Below are 16,620 nucleotides of genomic sequence, written 5' to 3' on the forward strand. Positions count from 1 at the left end.
CAGCAGATAGGTGTCGGCCACGGCGGGCAGGGGCAGCCACAACCCGGCTGCGCAAAGCCATGCGATCACTGTTCTCACGCCGACCTCCGATTGACGCAGTTGCAAAATCAATCATAATCTAATTTGTGAATATCTCAAGGCGAGAGGCCGCCGAAACATGTTTGACGTTACATTTTTGGGCGCGTGGCTGGCCGGTCTGCTGTCTTTTCTATCGCCTTGTATCTTGCCGATGGTCCCCTTTTACCTCAGTTACCTGGCCGGGGTGGGGATGAACCAGATTTCGGCGGAGACCGAGATATCGGGCGCTGTGCGTCTGCGCGCCTTTCTGGCGGCGTGCTGTTTCGCGCTGGGGGTGATCACGGTGTTCATGGGGCTGGGCGCCACGGCCACGGCCTTTGGCCAGATGGTGCGCGAGTATTTCGATGTTCTGCGCTGGGTGGCCGCGGCGATTATCATCGCCATGGGGCTGCATTTCCTTGGCGTGGTGCGGATCGGGCTGCTTTATCGCCAGTATCGGGCCGATGCGGGAGCGACGTCTCATGTGAGCCTTCTGGGGGCCTTCGTCATCGGGCTGGCTTTTGCCTTCGGCTGGACGCCCTGCGTGGGGCCGGTGCTGGCCGCGATCCTGTTTACGGCCGCGGGGCAGGACACCGCCGCCCAGGGTGCCAGCCTGTTGTTCATCTATGGGCTGGGTATGACCTTGCCCTTTGTCCTGGCCGCCCTGTTCATCGGGCCCTTCATGTCATGGATGACGCGGTTTCGCCGGCATCTGGGTCTGATCGAGAAAGCGATGGGGGCGCTTCTGGTGCTGTTCGGCGTGCTGATCGCGACGAATTCCATCAACTACATCGCCTTTTGGATGCTGGAGCACATTCCGTGGTTCAGCGCCATCGGCTAAACTTGGGAGGATATCATGGTTCGACTGATTGCGTTGCTGACTGCCCTCTGTCTCGCGCTGCCTGCGGCGGCGGCCGAACTGGGGGATGACGGGCTGCACAAGGCCCCGTGGATGCGGGATACGTTCAAGGACCTGGCCGAGGATCTCGATGAGGCCAACGCCGAGGGCAAGCGCCTGATGATCATGGTCGAGCAGCGCGGCTGCATCTATTGCACGAAGATGCATGAGGAAGTCTTCGTGATCCCTGAGATCGAACAATACATCGAGGACAATTTCTTTGTGGTCCAAATCAACATGTTCGGTGACGTGGAGGTCACCGACTTCGATGGCACAACCCTGCCGGAAAAGGACATGGTGAAACGGTGGGGGGCACTGTTCACGCCCAGTATCTACTTTTTTCCCGAAGAGGTTGGGGCGGACGTGAGCGCGCATCAGGCGGCGGTGGCGAACATGCCCGGCGCCTTCGGGCGCTGGACGACCTTCAACATGTTCACCTGGGTGGTGGAGAAGGGATACGAGGGGGAGGAGTCCTTTCAGCGGTACCACGCGCGCAAGTTCGAGGAGCAAAAGGGCTGACCTTTGCTGCAGGTGCGAAAGGTCCTTGCTGAAAATGCCGCGTCTGCGAACAGATATAAAAATTCAATTAGTTGAATTTGATGTTGCGTTGCGCGGTTTGTGTACCGTAGTCTACCCGTCAACAGCCCACAGGAATCGGGCGAGGGAGGGTGCATGAAACATGTGATTGGAGTGGGGTGCGCTGTCGCGCTGGCCGGTACGATTGTATGGGCGGAGGCGGTGAAACCGACCGATGTCGTCTTTGAAGATGGTGCCGTGTCGGTCTCCCTGAGCGGCATGCCGGGCGATCCGGCGAACGGTGCCGTCCTGATGAACAAGGGCTCGGGCAACTGCATTGCCTGTCATGCGGTCGATGCGCTGTCGGATCTGCCGTTTCATGGCGAGGTCGGCCCGCCGCTGGACGGGGTGGCTGACCGCTGGAGCGAGGCGGAGCTGCGCGGGATCGTGGCGGATGCGAAGAAGATGTTCGATGGCACGATGATGCCGTCATTCTACAGAACCGAAGGGTTCATCCGCCTTGGCGATGCCTATACCGGCAAGGCCTTTGAAGGCGCCGAAGTGCAGCCCCTTCTGACCGCGCAGGAGATCGAGGACGTCGTGGCGTTTCTTGTGACCCTGAAAGAAGAGTAACCTGAAACGACTGGAGAGTTCCATGGAACTGACACGGCGAAAACTGCTTGCAATCGGGTCCGGCGCGGTGGCGCTGTCGAGCCTGACCGGCCTTCCGGCCTTTGCCAGCCTGACGGATGACGCGATCACGCAGCTGACGGGCGGGGCGGACCTGGGGGAAGGCGCGGTGTCGATCACCGCCCCAGAGATCGCGGAAAACGGCAACACCGTTCCAATCGAGGTCTCGGCGCCCGGGGCGGTGGCGATCACGCTCTTTGCGGATGGCAATCCAGTGCCCAACGTGGCCACCTTCAAATTTGGCCCGCTGAGCGCATCGCGCAGCGCCTCCACACGCATCCGTCTGGCCACCACGCAGGACGTCATCGCGATCGCGGAGATGGAAGACGGCTCGTTCCAGAAGGCATCGGCGAACGTGAAAGTGACCATCGGCGGCTGCGGCGGCTGATCCAGAGACACGCGCCCTCACGCAGGACAGCGGCAGGGCATAGAAAATCGGAGAAGAGACATGGCATCTGGTGTAAAACCCCGCGTCAAGGTTCCCAAGACGGCGGCTGCTGGCGAGACGATCACGATCAAGACCCTGATCAGCCACACGATGGAAAGCGGCCAGCGCAAGGACGATGATGGCAACGTCATCCCACGGTCGATCATCAACCGCTTCACGGCGGACTTCAACGGCCAGAACGTGATCGACGTCACGCTGGAGCCGGCGATTTCAACGAACCCGTATTTCCAATTCGAGGCGATCGTGCCGGAATCCGGTGAGTTCCAGTTCACCTGGTACGACGATGACGGTGACGTCTACGAAACAAGCAAGAAGATCGAAGTCTCCTGAGAAGACAGGGATCTCGCCAGGGAGGGACACCAATGAATTTGAAACCGTGGATGGCCGCTGCCGTCATCGGACTGGCCGGGAGCGCATTTGCGCAAGACGACAGCACGCTGTCGATTGATGGTGAGGAGTTCGTCACCGAAACCGAGGCGCCGGCGCATCTGGAGAATGTCAGCACGATCTATTCGGGCTGGCGGTTCCGGACGCCGGAAACCCAGGCGTTGCAGGTCGATGACTTCGACAACCCGGCGATGATCTTTGTGGATCAGGCCCTGGATCTGTTCCAGCAGGTCGATGGGACCGAAGGCAAATCCTGCGCCTCCTGTCATACGGATGGTCCGGAAGAGTTCGCCGGTTTGCACGCCAAGATGCCCAAGGTCGTCGACGGCAAGCTGATGGTGATGGAAGAGTTGATCAACACGCACCGCCAGGACGCCATGGGCGCCGAGCCGTGGAAATGGTCCGGTGCGGACATGCAGGCCATGGTCGCGCTGATCGGGCTGCAATCGCGCGGCATGCCGATGAACGTGGCCATTGATGGCGATGCGGCGCCGTTCTGGGAGAAGGGCAAGGAGATCTACTATACCCGGTACGGTCAGTTGGAGCTGTCCTGTTCCAATTGCCACGAAGACAACTATGGCAACATGATCCGAGCCGATCACCTGAGCCAGGGTATGATCAACGGTTTTCCGACCTATCGCTTGAAACAGGCCAAGCTGATTTCGCGTCACAACCGGTTCCGTGGCTGCATTCGTGACACGCGGGCAGAGACCTTTGCGGAGGGGTCGGACGAGTTCAAGGCCCTGGAGCTCTATGTGGCCAGCCGCGCCAATGGGCTCGACATCGAAACACCGGCGGTCCGACAGTAGGCAAATCAGGGGCGCGCCGGTGGCAGCGCCCCTTTTTCCGGCGTATGAATTCAAACATACGCATATGTATGAGGAAGGCTAGACAGACATGATCTCGCGCAGGGACTTTCTGCAGGTAGGCATGGCGGCCTCCGCTCTGGTGGGGGCGTCGGGGGTCGGCGGTTGGGCACGCCTCGCTGCCCAGCAGGCGCTGACGCAGGAGCAGTTGCTGGAGTTCGAGACCTTCGGGAATGTGTCGCTGATCCACATCACGGACATTCATGCGCAGCTGAAACCGATCTATTTCCGCGAGCCGTCGGTGAATATCGGGGTGGGCGGCAACAAGGGGGCGGTGCCGCATGTGACCGGCGCCGAATTCCGCAGGCTCTATGGAATCGACGATGGCAGCCCCAGCCACTACGCGCTGAGTTCCGGTGACTTCTCCGCCCTGGCGCAGGCCTATGGCCGTGTGGGCGGGCTCGACCGTGTCGCGACTATCGTGAAGGCGATCCGCGCGGACAGGCCCGATGCGCTGCTGCTCGATGGTGGCGACACTTGGCATGGCTCCTACACCTGTCTGAAGACCGAAGGTCAGGACATGGTCAATGTCATGAACGCGTTGCAACCCGACGCGATGACCTTCCACTGGGAGTTCACGCTGGGATCGGACCGGGTGGCCGAGCTGGTGCAGGGGCTGCAGTTCGCCGCTCTGGGCCAGAACATCTTCGATGCCGAGTGGGATGAGCCCACCGATCTCTTCCCGCCTTACAAGATGTTCGAGCGTGGCGGCACCAAGATCGCCGTGATCGGTCAGGCCTTTCCTTACATGCCCATCGCCAACCCAGGCTGGATGTTCCCCGAATACGCCTTCGGGATCCGGGACGAGAACATGCAGAGCATGGTGGATGAGGTTCGGGCGGCGGGCGCGGACTGCGTTGTCGTGTTGAGCCACAACGGCTTCGACGTGGACAAGAAGATGGCGACGGTCGTGAGCGGCATCGACGTGATCCTGTCGGGTCACACCCATGATGCGCTGCCGGAACCGGTGCTGTCAGGCGAGACGCTGATCTTCCCGTCGGGGTCGAACGGCAAGTTCGTGACCCGCATTGATCTCGACATCCGCGACGGGCGCATGATGGGCTATCGCTCGAAGCTCATTCCGGTCTTCTCCGACGTGATCGCGCCCGATGCGGAGATGGCCGCGCTGATCGCTGAGCAGCGCGCGCCGTTCGAGGCTGAGCTGGGTGAGGTGATCGGCCAGACCGAGAGCCTGCTCTATCGCCGCGGCAACTTCAACGGCACGTGGGATGACCTGATCTGCGATGCGCTGCTCAGCGAACGTGAGGCGGAGATCGCCTTGAGCCCCGGGGTGCGCTGGGGGCCGTCGCTGATCCCCGGTCAGGACATCACGCGGGAGGATATCTTCAACGTTACCTCGATGACCTATGGCAAGGCCTATCGCACGGAGATGACCGGCGAGTTCCTGAAAGTGGTGCTGGAGGACGTGGCGGACAACATCTTCAACCCCGACCCCTACTACCAGCAAGGCGGGGACATGGTGCGCACTGGCGGGCTTGGATACCACATCGACGTAGGTCAGCCGCAGGGCAGCCGGATCAACAACATGACCTTGCTGGGGACGGGGGAGCCGATTGATCCGGCGCGCGCCTATGTGGTGGCGGGATGGGCCTCGGTGAACCCAGGGACCGAAGGGCCGCAGATCTGGGATGTGGTCGAAAGCCATATCCGCAAGATAGGCAGTGTGACGGTCAACAAGGACAATAACAGCGTCGTCGTCAGCGGCGTGTAATCATGGGAACCTCAGATATGGATGATGCCTTCAAACCATCCCGACGGGCCTTCCTTCGCGGCTCAGCCGCCGTGGCGGCGGCCGGCCTGGCCGGTGCGGCCTACGCCAATGGCCCAGATCCGCTGATCACGGAGTTGCAGGACTGGGCCAGCTACACCGGGGTGGGCGTCGATGAGACGCCCTACGGGATGCCGATCAGCTTTGAGAGCCATGTGGTGCGCCGCAATGTGGAATGGCTGACCGCCTCGCCGATCTCGTCGATCAACTTCACGCCGATCCACGCGCTCGATGGCACGATCACACCGCAGGGCTGCGCCTTCGAGCGGCACCACTCCGGCGCCATCGAGCTCAGCAAGCCAGACTACCGGCTGATGATCAACGGGCTGGTCGATCAGCCGCTGGTCTTCACCTATGAGGATCTGGAACGTTTTCCGCGTGAGAACCATGTGTATTTCTGTGAGTGCGCGGCCAACACCGGCATGGAATGGGCCGGGGCGCAGCTGAACGGCGTGCAGTTCACTCATGGCATGATCCACAACATGGAATACACCGGCGTGCCGCTGCGCACGCTGTTGAAAGAAGCCGGTGCGGAAGTTTCGCGTGACAAATGGGTCTATGTGGAAGGTGCGGACGCGTCGTCCAACGGGCGGTCGATCCCGATGGAAAAGGCGCTGGATGACGTGCTCGTGGCCTTCAAGGCGAATGGCGAGGCGCTGCGGATGGAGCATGGGTATCCGGTGCGGCTCGTCGTGCCAGGCTGGGAAGGCAACATGTGGGTCAAATGGCTGCGCCGCATCGAGGTGACCGACATGGCCGTGGAAAGCCGCGAGGAAACCTCGAAATACACCGACGTCTACGCGGATGGCACGGCACGAAAGTGGACCTGGGAGATGGACGCCAAATCCGTCATCACGTCGCCCAGCCCGCAGATGCCGATCACCCATGGCACGGGCCCGCTGGTCATCTCCGGGCTGGCCTGGTCCGGTCACGGCAGGATCACGCGGGTGGATGTCTCCAAGGACGGGGGCATCACCTGGGAGACCGCGCGTCTGGGCAAGCAGGGTGACACCAAGGCGCTGACCCGCTTTTACCTCGACATGGACTGGGACGGCGCGCCGATGCTGCTGCAATCGAGGGCCATGGATGAAACCGGCTATGTGCAGCCGACCAAGGCACAGCTTCGCGAGAAGCGGGGCGAGAATTCGGTCTATCACAACAACTGTATCCAGACCTGGTACGTGAACGCAGAAGGGATCGCCGAGAATGTCGAAGTCTCCTAACATCCTCTGGCCCGCGCTCGGCGGCACGGCACTTGTGCTCGGGGCTGCCTTTGGCCTGATGAACCGCGATTATGCGGGCGACCGGATTGAGGCGCTTGAGACGCGGGTCGAGGCGGTCTCTGCCCAGGCGAGTTCGGCGGCGGAGCAGGCCGAGGCCGAAGCGGCGCGCGCCGCCGCGCTTGAGCAGCAGGTTGCAGAAGTCCAGGCCGCCGCCTCTGTGATGGCCAAGGGCGGGTCCGTCACAGCACCTGCACCGCACCGGGATGGGCGCTATGGTCTTGGCCGCGCGGCCTACGCCGAAGAGATCGCCGCCTGGGACGTGGATGTCCTGCCGGATGGGCGCGGTTTGCCCGAAGGCAGCGGCGATGTCTGGACCGGAGAAGAGGTTTTCGTCGAGCAATGCGCCTCCTGCCACGGTGATTTTGCGGAAGGTGTCGACAACTGGCCGGTGCTGGCGGGCGGGTTCGACACGCTGGCCGACAAGGACCCGGTCAAGACGGTGGGCAGCTACTGGCCGTATCTTTCGACTGTCTATGACTATGTGCACCGCTCGATGCCCTTTGGCGGCGCGGGCACGCTCTCGGCGGATGAGACCTATGCCATCGTCGCCTATATTCTCTATTCCAACGATATGGTGGAGGATGATTTCGTGTTGAGCCGCGACACCTTCATGGATGTGGAGATGCACAATGCCGAGGGTTTTGTCGTCGATGATCGGCCCGAGTTGGAGTATGCGGAATGGCGCGCAGAGCCCTGCATGGAGAACTGCAAAGAGGAGGTCGAGATCACCATGCGGTCGGTGTTTCTGGTCGAAACGCCGCCTGAGGGTGGGTCCAACTCGGTCATGAACGAGGCGGCGGTCGACGGTTTGCCTTCGTTCACATCGGAGGGCCCGTCGTTTATTCCGGCAGCGGCGCCCACGCCCGCGGCGGCGCCCGCGCCCGTTGCCACCCCTGCCGCGGCGAGCGAAGATGACGCGATGCTGAAACAGGGGGAGAAGGTGTTCAGGAAATGTGCCGCCTGTCACGCCGTGGGTGAGGGGGCCAAGAACAAGGTGGGCCCGCAGTTGAATGGCATCATGGGGCGGACCATGGGGTCGGTCGACGGCTTCAGCTATTCGGACGGGTTTGTTGAGGCAAATGCGGCGGGCAAGGTCTGGACACCCGAGGAGATGGCGGCCTTTCTCGCCAAACCCAAGACCTATATGAAAGGCACCAAGATGGCCTTTGCCGGGCTGAGGAAAGACGAGGATCTGGCGGCCATCACCGCGTATCTGCAAAGTTTTGCGGAGTGATGGCGACCCGAGCGGCCCGATATCTTGTGTCATTGGCCTGTGCCGCGCTGATGGCGCTGCCGGTTCGGGCCGAGACGGGCGATGTTGCGGCGGGCGAAAAGGTGTTTCAGCAGTGCAAGGGCTGTCACCAGGTGGGCTCGGGCGCGACGCACCGGATCGGCCCGCATTTGAACGGGCTGTTCGGGCGCAAGGCGGCCAGTCTCGACGACTTCGCCTATTCCAAGAGCTTTCGCCGGGCGGGTGCGGGCGGTCTTGAGTGGCATGCGGACACATTGGATGTCTTTCTTGAGAACCCCCGTTCGATGACCAGCGGGACACGGATGAGTTTTCGCGGGATCAAGGATGCTCAGGAGCGTGCGAACCTGATCGTATTCCTGCGCCAGTTCTCCGATAATCCGGCAGACATCCCGGAGGCGGATCCGACGGCCCAGGGGGCGGATCATGATCTGGATCCGGCGATCCTCGCGCTTGTCGGGGACCCGGAGTATGGCGCGTATCTGAGTGGCGAGTGCACCACCTGCCACCAGGCCGGGGGAACCGATGCGGGCATTCCGTCGATCACGCTGTGGCCTGAGGAGCAGTTCGTCACCGCCATGCACGCCTACAAGAACAAGCAGCGCAACCATCCGGTCATGCAGATGATCGCGGGCCGTTTGGGAGATGAGGAGATCGCGGCGCTTGCAGCCTATTTCAAAGACCTCACCAACTGAGGCAACCCTAGGGAGGAAAGAGGGATGACATTGAACAGACGGACGTTTCTTGGAACATCTGCCGTTGCTGCCGCGAGCCTTGCGGCGCCGATGGTCCGTGCGCAGGGCAAACCGCGCGTCGTTGTGGTGGGTGGTGGCGCCGGCGGGGCGACCGCCGCGCGCTACATTGCGAAGGACAGCAAGGGCGATATCGACGTGATGCTGATCGAGCCCACGCGGACCTATTACACATGCTTTTTCTCGAACCTCTACATTGGCGGGTTCAAGGAGATTGACGATCTGGGCCACAGCTATGGCGGTCTGGCTGCGGGCGGTGTGAATGTGGTGCATGACTGGGCCGTTGGCGTGGACCGCGACGGCAAGACCGTAGCGCTCGCAGGCGGGGCCGATGTGGCTTACGACAAGCTGATCCTGTCACCGGGGATCGATTTCGTAGAAGGGTCCGTCGAAGGGTGGGACCTGAATGCGCAAAACGCCATGCCGCACGCCTACAAGGGCGGGTCGCAGACGGAATTGCTGAAGGCGCAGCTGGCCGCGATGCCGGAAGGCGGGATCTTCGCCATGGTGGCACCTCCGAACCCCTACCGCTGCCCCCCTGGGCCCTATGAGCGCGTGTCGATGGTGGCGCATTACCTCAAGCTCAATAATCCGACTGCCAAGATCATCGTGGCGGACCCCAAGCCGAAATTCTCCAAGATGTCGCTGTTTGAAGAAGGGTGGAACACCCATTATGCGGGCATGGTCGACTGGATCGGAGAGGACTTTGGCGGCAATGTCGTGTCGGTCGATCCGGCGGCCATGACGGTGAGCATCGATGGCGAGGACACCAGCGTTGATGTGTGCAACGTGATCCCGGCGATGAAGGCGGGCCGGATCGCCGAAATGGCCGGTGTGACCGAGGGCAACTGGGCGCCGGTGAACGCGGCGGATATGTCGAGCAAGACTGATCCGGACGTCTATGTGCTGGGCGATGCGAGCCAACAGGGCGACATGCCGAAATCCGGCTTCTCGGCCAACAGTCAGGCCAAGGTCTGCGCCAATGCGGTGCGCGGTGCACTGACCGGCTCAAAGGTGTTCCCGGCCAAGTATTCGAACACCTGCTGGTCGCTGATCGAAACCAACGATGGCGTCAAGGTCGGGGCCACCTACGAGGCGACCGAGGAGAAGATCGCCAAGGTCGATGGCTTCATTTCGCAGACAGGCGAAAGCGCCGATGTGCGCAAAGCCACCTACGAAGAGTCGGAAGGTTGGTATGCGGGCATCACCGCTGACATGTTCGGCGTGGAGGCCTGAGACAAGGGGCAGGGCCTTGGGGCAGCTCGAGGCCTTGTACGCGGTGATGAGTGGCCCTGCGGCCATATCGGGAGGAACAGATGAAACAGACCATTTTAGCCATAGCACTCGGCGCTGGTGGGAGCGCCGCCCATGCGGAGGCCCCCATCGTCGTGCCGTTCGATGGCAGTTTCGATGACGCCAGTTTTGCGGTGGAAACGGCCATCGTCGGGCGTGGTCTGGTCATCGACTATGTCAGCCACGTGGGCGACATGCTGAACCGTACGGGCGCGGATGTTGGCAGCGAAATCAAGCTGTTCGATGCTGCAGATATCTTCATTTTCTGCTCCGCTGTCGTCTCACGGGACGTGATGGAGGCCGACCCGATGAATATCGCGCACTGTCCTTACGGCATATTCGTCGCCGAACGCGACGGCGAGGTCATGGTCGGGTATCGAGCCTATCCTGACGGCGCCATGGCCAAGGTCGAAGACCTGTTGCAAGGCATCGTCGCGGAGGCCGTGGAGAACTAGCGGACGGCAACAGCTGTATCCGTCCGGGGCGGGACGCGTCGCGGGGCAACGGCACCTATCGCGACTTTGCGGTGCTCGAGCCGCACGGTGGGGCACGACGGACCGCGACCGGACGCAATGGCCACGGACCGTATGACGACCTGGTGCTCGAACGACGGTTTGAGCATTGGAGTGGCGCGCGCCCGGGTGCACGAAGGGTCGACATTGGATCGCGCCTCCGGACCATCCCAGCCATATCGGTCTGGTGACGGTGGGGGATCCGCGCCACAGCAAGGCCCTCTTGGCGACGTGGCTGTGCAGTCGTCAGATCCCTGTTCCGCCGATCAACCAACATGACCGTTTCGACGGGGGCGGAGCGGTTGCGCTGGACGCGTTGTGGGCATGGTACCAGCGGTCGCCGAGGCCGGTTGCGGCGCAGACGGGTTTGCTTAGGCGGACCGGGCCACTGGCGGGCGCGCGGCGATCCAGCGATGGGTGAGCAAGGCACCGAGCCACATGCAGGCGACGGCAACCCACGCCGTCAATGCCATGATGGACCCACCCGCCATGCCCGCGCCCACGGCGCATCCGCCGGCCAGCATGCTGCCAAAGCCCATGAGCACGCCGCCGATCAGATATCGCTCCATCGGCGTATCGGCCTCGAAGCGCTGGATGCGTGCCTCGCCTTTGGCAAGCGCGGTCAGCAAGGCTCCGATGAAGACGCCTGGCACGAGCCCAAGCCCGAAACTTGGGGTGACACTTGGCGTTGTTACAAGCGCCATGAGCGTGTCCGCGGATGGCCCGGTGAAGGTCACGGATTGCACTGCGGTCACCTCGAAGGACACCTGTGCAATCGTGTAGGTGGCGGTCCAGCCGAGAAACACGGCGAAACCCACAGCTGCGGCGGCGGCGAGGTTGAAGACCGGTACGCGGTGCACCCGGCCAAAGGCCAGACTTGCCAGAAGTGCCAGTCCTGACAGGGTTGTCACATGAGGGACATCGACGTCTAGCATCGTCGTGAGACTGCGGGCCGTCCCACCCGGCACCGTCCAAAGCAGCGCCAGAGCCTCGCGCACCGGCGCAAGCGCCCCGCTCAGCGCGGCCTGGGCGACGATGGTCACCACAAGGCCGGTGACGATCGCCCGCAGGTTTCCAGTGGCCGAAAGCACAAGCAGACGGCTGACGCAGCCCCGTGCAAGGATCATACCGACCCCGAACATCAGCCCGCCGATGATCGCGCCGGACAGGCTGCCGGTGGTGGCCAGTTGTCTGGCGCCGCTTGTGTCCAAAGCTCCTATGAGGACACTGGCTTGCACCGCCGAAAGGGCGGCGAAGAAGGCAACCAGCCAGACGGCAAGGCGCGGGCCAGGGCGGCCTTCGGCCACTTCAACGACTGCAGCACGCAGACAGAATTTCGACAGCAGAGCCGCGGCCCCGAACAGGAGCCCCACGAAAAATCCTGCGGCACAGAGGATCGCGGGATCACCGAACCGGTCTATCAGGGCGTCCATGTCCATAGGCTCCCGGCATCAAGCTTCGCTGGGGGGTATGACAGGGCGGCAGAGCCCGCGCCTTGACCCAGCGCAAAGGGGCCCTCTCATTCAAACTCCATCTGCTCGTAGACGCGCCCGGCGTTTCGGGTCGACAGTTCCTCGAAGGTGTCGAGATGGGCATAGGGGCTTTGGTCGACGTAATATGCGTCAGCCAGATCGCCGCCCGCCTCCAGGTGCGCGCCGATCTGGCCGCGCAGGTAGATGAGATAATCGCGGGTGTAGCGGCGCACCTGGGCCATGTCGGTCGGATGACCGTGGCCCGGTATGACGTAGGTCGCGCCGAGCGCTTCGAAGCAGCACTCCCATGTTTCGATCCAGTCGAGCACGACGGTGTCTTCGAAAATTGGCAGCATCCGTTCGTGGAACGCCATATCGCCCGCGATGACGAGGCCTTGCTCGGGCAGCCAGACCTGCGTGTCGCCGGGACCATGCGCGGGGCCGAGGTGCAGGACCTCGATGCGGAAATCGCCCATTTCGATGATCTCGATGTCTTCGAAGGTCCGGGTCGGCGGGGCGACAACTGTGCCTTCGGCCTTGTCACGATTGTAGCGCTTCATGCTTTCAAGACTGCGGTGCCCGTTCTCCTCGATCTCTCGCGCGGCATCGATGTGCGCGAGGGTCGGCACGCCTTGCTCGGCCCAGTAGGAATTGCCGAGCATCGCGTGGCCCTGACCGTTTTCGTCAATCACCAGTTTCACGGGCTCCTCGGTGATGGTCTTGATCTCGTCATGCAGCGTCTGCGCCAGGAGGTAGGCCGCCCCGCCGTTGATCACCACCACACCGTCGCCGGTGACGATAAAGCTCAGGTTGTTGTTGTGGCCGCTGTTCTCGTAGGTGGGTGGTGCCGTGGCGCCGATGGCGGACCAGACATGCGGGATCACCTCGACGGGTTTGGAGTAGAGCAGGGATCCGGGGTATTGGTCCGCAATGTCCTCGCTCGCCAAGGCGGGTACGGCGAGACACAGTACGGCTGCCGCCGCGCGCATCATGCGGCCCCGGGCACGAAGATGTACCCCTCCGCATCGCGCTCCACGCGTCCCATTCCGCCCTGCGGCAGATGAAAGCCCACGATCTGCGTCTGTTCGGACAGGAGACGATCAAACAACCGCGTTCGCGTCACAGCCGCCATATCGCCATCCTGATCAGAGCCGCTGACCCAGTCAGGTCTGCGGAACGCCACATGATGGTTGCCGATTGCATCGCCAAGCACCATCGCACTCTCCGATCCGTTGCGGATTTCAAAGCTCATGTGACCCGGCGTGTGTCCGGGCGTCGAAACGGCGAGGACACCGGGCAAGATCTCTTGCCCGTCATTGAAGAGCTCGACACTTTCCTCGATGACCTCCATCCGCCGCCTGGCCCCAACGGCAAAGGCGGCGCGTGCTTCGCCGATGGTGTGCACGGTCTCGGGGTTCCACCAGTAGTCCCATTCGGCACGTCCCATCAGGTAGGTCGCGTTGGAAAACAGTGGATCGTCGAAGTCGTCCAGCAGGCCCCAGATGTGATCGGGATGGGCATGTGTGAAGACGACATGGGTGATCTCCTCCGGGGTGAGCCCCGCTGCATCGAGGCTGTCGAGAACGTTTCCGGCCGTCGGCATGAAGTCCGGACCGGAGCCCGCGTCGAACAGGACGGTTTTGTCTTCATGCTGGTACAGGGCCAGATTGCATTCGAGGGTCAGCCGCTCCCGCGAAATGCCGAACTCGGACAGGACGGGCGCGAGCTGTTGCTGGGGCATGGGGTCGAAGACAAAATCTCCGGGCAGCGCCAGGTATCCATCGCTTACGGTTGTCAGGTTTGCCTTGCCGACCTTTGCAGTCAGTGGGCGCGGGGCAAGGCCAATGGCGGCCGTGGAGTACGCGCCGCTGTGTAATAGAAACGATCGGCGGCCAAATTTCATGAGCCCTCCTTAAATTCTCATATGCGAATGTTTATTATTTTTGTGGGCCGCGCAAGTGGGTTTGGTATATCCGGAGGCCCGTGTTGTCGGCAAACTGAGCAGATGGTTACTCCCGGCAACCGCAGATTTTTGTGCGGAAGTAAGGTCGGGAGTGTCGAACGCTGTCTTGCCACAGCGACAGGGCGCGACGAGCGAGGGGCATATTTTTGGGCACAAGATGACGTGAAGCTGGTTTGCCTGAGGAGGATTGTTGGGTCGGCCTGTTTGCCCGGCGGTCGCAATCAAGCGGATGCAGGGCGCGGCGCGGCCCTCACGGCTCGTCGCGCGGCCACGCCTTCGGGGTTTTGACAGATATCAAACCGCTCTCCGAGGCATTGACCTATTCTTGCCAAAAAGGGGTGATCCAGATGTCGACAGAAGCGCAATGGCGTTCGAGTTTTCCGGGCTTGTCCGGCGTTTCGGAGGAGGTGTCACGTGTCTTGGACCGCAGCGCAAAGCCCGTCCATCTTGCAGAAGGTACCGTCATTTTTGGTCCGGGCAGCCCGGCCCAAAACCTTCTGCTGTTGAGGTTCGGGTCGGTCAGGGTTCAGCAGTTGTCCGAGACGGGGCGAGAGATTGTCCTGTATCGTGTCCAGGCAGGCGAAAGCTGTGTGCTCACGACCGCCTGCCTGTTGGCTTTTGAGAACTATTCGGCAGAAGGCATTGCGGAGACTGACATCGAGGCGATTTTGATCGCGCGCGATAACTTCGACACGCTCATCTCGATTTCCAAGGATTTCCGGGCCTTCGTGTTCGACGCCTACTCAAGGCGCATGACCGATCTCTTCCTTGTCATCGAAGAGATTGCGTTCAAACGGATGGATATCCGCATCGCTCAGAAGCTTCTGGAACTGGCGGAGACGAGCGCACGCCTACATCTGACCCACCAACAACTTGCTGTTGAACTGGGGACGGCACGGGAGGTCGTCTCACGCCAGCTCAAAGAGTTTGAACGCCGTGGCTGGCTGGTTTTGTCCCGGAGAACAGTCGAACTCAGGGACCGACAGGCCGTGACCCAGCTGGCGGAAACGTCCTGAGACGCCCCTCCAATGTGACAAACTCACAGACGCGCGCGCGCCGTGTGACGTAGGTCGGGGCGATCAAACGCAGAAAGGTGAGACTATGACTGCTAATCTTGGAACACTCGACCGTGCTGCCCGGCTTATTCTGGGCCTTGTCCTCTTTGTGGCGCCGCTGCTGAATGTACCAGCCATCTGGTCCAACACGGCGCTCAGCTTTGGTAGCATGGTGGTTGGACTGATCCTCGCCGGGACCGCTCTCGTCCGGTTTTGTCCACTCTACCGGATCCTCGGCATCTCAACCTGCAAGCTCTAGTAGATGGAAACGGAATTCACACCGCTGGCCTCCTTTGCCGGTGGCCTCTTGATCGGCACTGCCGCGGTGCTTCTGATGCTTCTCAGAGGCCGGATCCTGGGGGTGACCGGCATACTCGCTGGCGCGCTCAGGCCGGCGGGCGCCGAAGATGCAGCCTGGCGCATCCTGATGCTGCTGGGCATGGGCGCCGGACCATGGGTCTTTCATCTCTTTTCCGGGCATCTGCCGGTCATAACCGTCCCGGCGTCCCTCGGCGTGCTTGTGGTCGGCGGCCTTTGCGTTGGCGTCGGGGTCACGCTGGGCAGCGGGTGCACCTCGGGGCATGGCGTCTGTGGCTTGGCCCGGATGTCCCCAAGGTCGGTCGTGGCGACGCTGACCTTCATGCTGACAATAGGCGCTACGGTTTTCGTGATGCGCCATGTGTTGGAGGGCTGAGACATGCGGCATCTGCTCACAGTGCTGATTGGTGTGCTGTTCGGCACCGGGATTTCGCTGTCAGGCATGGCCAATCCGGCGAAAGTGCTCAACTTCTTCGATGTTTTTGGACCATGGGACCCGAGCCTCGGCTTGGTCATGGCCGGGGCCGTGATGGTGACGTTCGTGGGCTACAAGCTGGTCCTGAAACGAAGGCGTCCGGTCTTTGAGCAGACCTTTGAGATACCGGAAAATCGAAACCTGGATGCGCGGCTGATCACAGGCGCGGGCCTCTTCGGCCTTGGCTGGGGCCTTGCAGGCTTTTGCCCTGGAGGGGCGCTTCCCGCATTGGGAACCGGCAATCGCGAGGTTGGTGTCTTTGTGGTCGCTCTGATCGCAGGTCTTCTGATCACCAGAGTCGTTCTTATGCGCGTCACGCAAGGCCAACAGCAAAAACAACCCGCCGAATAAGCCTGCCGCAGGACAGGCGACCGCTGAGCTGGAAAACGGCCTGTGCCGCGATTCGCTGCGGCGTGGTCAACGGTGCCTGGCTTCACGGGGGATGGCATCCGGGATGATGTGCGGTTGCGAGGGTACATTGGATCTGCGCTTGGCATGCAAGCCTGATGACATGCCGACATCGACGTGCGTCGGTACTCGGAGAAGACGATCCAAAACAGACCGGCTTTGATTTGCCTCAACGACGCCAGTGGTCAA

19 protein-coding genes are annotated in these 16,620 nt (G+C 61.9%); 16 read left to right on the forward strand and 3 right to left on the reverse strand.

Annotated features, from left to right (window positions below):
- Window positions 1–157: 157 nt before the first annotated feature.
- The 12 genes from Q1A71_RS03550 to Q1A71_RS03605 all read left to right on the forward strand — a co-directional run bounded on the left by Q1A71_RS03550 (window position 158) and on the right by Q1A71_RS03605 (window position 10,683).
- The gene (locus Q1A71_RS03550) at window positions 158–898 is read left to right on the forward strand and encodes a cytochrome c biogenesis CcdA family protein (protein ID WP_299671824.1); all 741 of its coding nucleotides are present in this window, start codon (window positions 158–160) and stop codon (window positions 896–898) included.
- A 15-nt stretch (window positions 899–913) separates the two neighbouring features.
- Window positions 914–1,474 carry a thioredoxin family protein gene (locus Q1A71_RS03555; RefSeq protein WP_299671826.1) on the forward strand — a complete coding sequence of 187 codons (561 nt, stop codon included), beginning with the start codon at window positions 914–916 and terminating at the stop codon, window positions 1,472–1,474.
- Between the two features lie 153 nt (window positions 1,475–1,627).
- A complete protein-coding gene (gene soxX / locus Q1A71_RS03560; protein WP_299671828.1) occupies window positions 1,628–2,104 on the forward strand; it encodes a sulfur oxidation c-type cytochrome SoxX in 477 nt (158 codons plus the stop codon).
- Window positions 2,105–2,126: 22 nt separating this feature from the next.
- The gene (gene soxY / locus Q1A71_RS03565) at window positions 2,127–2,549 is read left to right on the forward strand and encodes a thiosulfate oxidation carrier protein SoxY (RefSeq protein WP_299671830.1); all 423 of its coding nucleotides are present in this window, start codon (window positions 2,127–2,129) and stop codon (window positions 2,547–2,549) included.
- A 60-nt stretch (window positions 2,550–2,609) separates the two neighbouring features.
- On the forward strand, window positions 2,610–2,939 hold the full coding sequence (gene soxZ, locus Q1A71_RS03570) for a thiosulfate oxidation carrier complex protein SoxZ (protein WP_299671832.1): 330 nt from the start codon (window positions 2,610–2,612) through the stop codon (window positions 2,937–2,939).
- A gap of 32 nt (window positions 2,940–2,971) precedes the next feature.
- Complete coding sequence (gene soxA, locus Q1A71_RS03575) at window positions 2,972–3,805, forward strand: sulfur oxidation c-type cytochrome SoxA (protein WP_299671834.1); 834 nt, start codon at window positions 2,972–2,974, stop codon at window positions 3,803–3,805.
- Between the two features lie 88 nt (window positions 3,806–3,893).
- Window positions 3,894–5,594 carry a thiosulfohydrolase SoxB gene (gene soxB / locus Q1A71_RS03580; protein ID WP_299671836.1) on the forward strand — a complete coding sequence of 567 codons (1,701 nt, stop codon included), beginning with the start codon at window positions 3,894–3,896 and terminating at the stop codon, window positions 5,592–5,594.
- 17 nt (window positions 5,595–5,611) lie between these two features.
- Window positions 5,612–6,874 carry a sulfite dehydrogenase gene (gene soxC / locus Q1A71_RS03585; RefSeq protein WP_299671965.1) on the forward strand — a complete coding sequence of 421 codons (1,263 nt, stop codon included), beginning with the start codon at window positions 5,612–5,614 and terminating at the stop codon, window positions 6,872–6,874.
- Window positions 6,858–8,168: a c-type cytochrome gene (locus Q1A71_RS03590; RefSeq protein ID WP_299671838.1), complete on the forward strand. Its 1,311-nt coding sequence runs from the start codon at window positions 6,858–6,860 to the stop codon at window positions 8,166–8,168. The genes soxC and Q1A71_RS03590 overlap by 17 nt, the downstream gene beginning before the upstream one ends.
- Entirely contained in the window at window positions 8,168–8,878 is a 711-nt protein-coding gene (locus Q1A71_RS03595; protein WP_299671840.1) for a c-type cytochrome, read from the forward strand. Before Q1A71_RS03590 ends, Q1A71_RS03595 begins: the two co-directional genes overlap by 1 nt.
- A gap of 24 nt (window positions 8,879–8,902) precedes the next feature.
- Window positions 8,903–10,171, forward strand: coding sequence for an NAD(P)/FAD-dependent oxidoreductase (locus Q1A71_RS03600; RefSeq protein ID WP_299671842.1), 1,269 nt, complete (start codon window positions 8,903–8,905; stop codon window positions 10,169–10,171).
- Between the two features lie 80 nt (window positions 10,172–10,251).
- Window positions 10,252–10,683, forward strand: a complete 432-nt coding sequence (locus Q1A71_RS03605) for a DUF302 domain-containing protein (RefSeq protein ID WP_299671844.1) — start codon at window positions 10,252–10,254, stop codon at window positions 10,681–10,683.
- A gap of 428 nt (window positions 10,684–11,111) precedes the next feature.
- Here Q1A71_RS03605 and Q1A71_RS03610 read toward each other — a convergent pair whose 3' ends face one another.
- The 3 genes from Q1A71_RS03610 to Q1A71_RS03620 form a co-directional block, all read right to left on the reverse strand.
- Window positions 11,112–12,173, reverse strand: a complete 1,062-nt coding sequence (locus tag Q1A71_RS03610) for a YeeE/YedE family protein (protein WP_366140214.1) — start codon at window positions 12,171–12,173, stop codon at window positions 11,112–11,114.
- A gap of 86 nt (window positions 12,174–12,259) precedes the next feature.
- The gene (locus Q1A71_RS03615) at window positions 12,260–13,201 is read right to left on the reverse strand and encodes an MBL fold metallo-hydrolase (protein WP_299671848.1); all 942 of its coding nucleotides are present in this window, start codon (window positions 13,199–13,201) and stop codon (window positions 12,260–12,262) included.
- Complete coding sequence (locus Q1A71_RS03620) at window positions 13,201–14,115, reverse strand: MBL fold metallo-hydrolase (RefSeq protein ID WP_299671850.1); 915 nt, start codon at window positions 14,113–14,115, stop codon at window positions 13,201–13,203. The genes Q1A71_RS03615 and Q1A71_RS03620 overlap by 1 nt, the downstream gene beginning before the upstream one ends.
- Window positions 14,116–14,522: 407 nt before the next feature.
- Between Q1A71_RS03620 and Q1A71_RS03625 the strand changes: the two genes are divergently transcribed.
- The 4 genes from Q1A71_RS03625 (at window position 14,523) to Q1A71_RS03640 (ending at window position 16,374) form a co-directional block, all read left to right on the forward strand.
- A complete protein-coding gene (locus Q1A71_RS03625; RefSeq protein WP_299671967.1) occupies window positions 14,523–15,191 on the forward strand; it encodes a Crp/Fnr family transcriptional regulator in 669 nt (222 codons plus the stop codon).
- A gap of 85 nt (window positions 15,192–15,276) precedes the next feature.
- Window positions 15,277–15,489 carry a DUF2892 domain-containing protein gene (locus Q1A71_RS03630; protein ID WP_299671852.1) on the forward strand — a complete coding sequence of 71 codons (213 nt, stop codon included), beginning with the start codon at window positions 15,277–15,279 and terminating at the stop codon, window positions 15,487–15,489.
- Window positions 15,490–15,492: 3 nt separating this feature from the next.
- Window positions 15,493–15,924: a YeeE/YedE thiosulfate transporter family protein gene (locus Q1A71_RS03635; protein ID WP_299671854.1), complete on the forward strand. Its 432-nt coding sequence runs from the start codon at window positions 15,493–15,495 to the stop codon at window positions 15,922–15,924.
- A gap of 3 nt (window positions 15,925–15,927) precedes the next feature.
- The gene (locus tag Q1A71_RS03640; protein ID WP_299671856.1) at window positions 15,928–16,374 is read left to right on the forward strand and encodes a YeeE/YedE family protein; all 447 of its coding nucleotides are present in this window, start codon (window positions 15,928–15,930) and stop codon (window positions 16,372–16,374) included.
- The last annotated feature ends 246 nt before the right edge of the window (window positions 16,375–16,620 follow it).

Source organism: uncultured Roseobacter sp. (assembly GCF_947493125.1).
In the GTDB taxonomy this organism is placed as follows: Bacteria; Pseudomonadota; Alphaproteobacteria; order Rhodobacterales; family Rhodobacteraceae; genus Roseobacter.

Bases quoted from the DNA above. Each gene is read 5' to 3' on its own strand.
- Q1A71_RS03550 (WP_299671824.1), top strand. From the start codon at position 158: ATGTTTGACGTTACATTTTTGGGCGCGTGGCTGGCCGGTCTGCTGTCT.
- Q1A71_RS03555 (WP_299671826.1), top strand. From the start codon at position 914: ATGGTTCGACTGATTGCGTTGCTGACTGCCCTCTGTCTCGCGCTGCCT.
- soxX (WP_299671828.1), top strand. From the start codon at position 1,628: ATGAAACATGTGATTGGAGTGGGGTGCGCTGTCGCGCTGGCCGGTACG.
- soxY (WP_299671830.1), top strand. From the start codon at position 2,127: ATGGAACTGACACGGCGAAAACTGCTTGCAATCGGGTCCGGCGCGGTG.
- soxZ (WP_299671832.1), top strand. From the start codon at position 2,610: ATGGCATCTGGTGTAAAACCCCGCGTCAAGGTTCCCAAGACGGCGGCT.
- soxA (WP_299671834.1), top strand. From the start codon at position 2,972: ATGAATTTGAAACCGTGGATGGCCGCTGCCGTCATCGGACTGGCCGGG.
- soxB (WP_299671836.1), top strand. From the start codon at position 3,894: ATGATCTCGCGCAGGGACTTTCTGCAGGTAGGCATGGCGGCCTCCGCT.
- soxC (WP_299671965.1), top strand. From the start codon at position 5,612: ATGGATGATGCCTTCAAACCATCCCGACGGGCCTTCCTTCGCGGCTCA.
- Q1A71_RS03590 (WP_299671838.1), top strand. From the start codon at position 6,858: ATGTCGAAGTCTCCTAACATCCTCTGGCCCGCGCTCGGCGGCACGGCA.
- Q1A71_RS03595 (WP_299671840.1), top strand. From the start codon at position 8,168: ATGGCGACCCGAGCGGCCCGATATCTTGTGTCATTGGCCTGTGCCGCG.
- Q1A71_RS03600 (WP_299671842.1), top strand. From the start codon at position 8,903: ATGACATTGAACAGACGGACGTTTCTTGGAACATCTGCCGTTGCTGCC.
- Q1A71_RS03605 (WP_299671844.1), top strand. From the start codon at position 10,252: ATGAAACAGACCATTTTAGCCATAGCACTCGGCGCTGGTGGGAGCGCC.
- Q1A71_RS03610 (WP_366140214.1), bottom strand. From the start codon at position 12,173: ATGGACGCCCTGATAGACCGGTTCGGTGATCCCGCGATCCTCTGTGCC.
- Q1A71_RS03615 (WP_299671848.1), bottom strand. From the start codon at position 13,201: ATGCGCGCGGCGGCAGCCGTACTGTGTCTCGCCGTACCCGCCTTGGCG.
- Q1A71_RS03620 (WP_299671850.1), bottom strand. From the start codon at position 14,115: ATGAAATTTGGCCGCCGATCGTTTCTATTACACAGCGGCGCGTACTCC.
- Q1A71_RS03625 (WP_299671967.1), top strand. From the start codon at position 14,523: ATGTCGACAGAAGCGCAATGGCGTTCGAGTTTTCCGGGCTTGTCCGGC.
- Q1A71_RS03630 (WP_299671852.1), top strand. From the start codon at position 15,277: ATGACTGCTAATCTTGGAACACTCGACCGTGCTGCCCGGCTTATTCTG.
- Q1A71_RS03635 (WP_299671854.1), top strand. From the start codon at position 15,493: ATGGAAACGGAATTCACACCGCTGGCCTCCTTTGCCGGTGGCCTCTTG.
- Q1A71_RS03640 (WP_299671856.1), top strand. From the start codon at position 15,928: ATGCGGCATCTGCTCACAGTGCTGATTGGTGTGCTGTTCGGCACCGGG.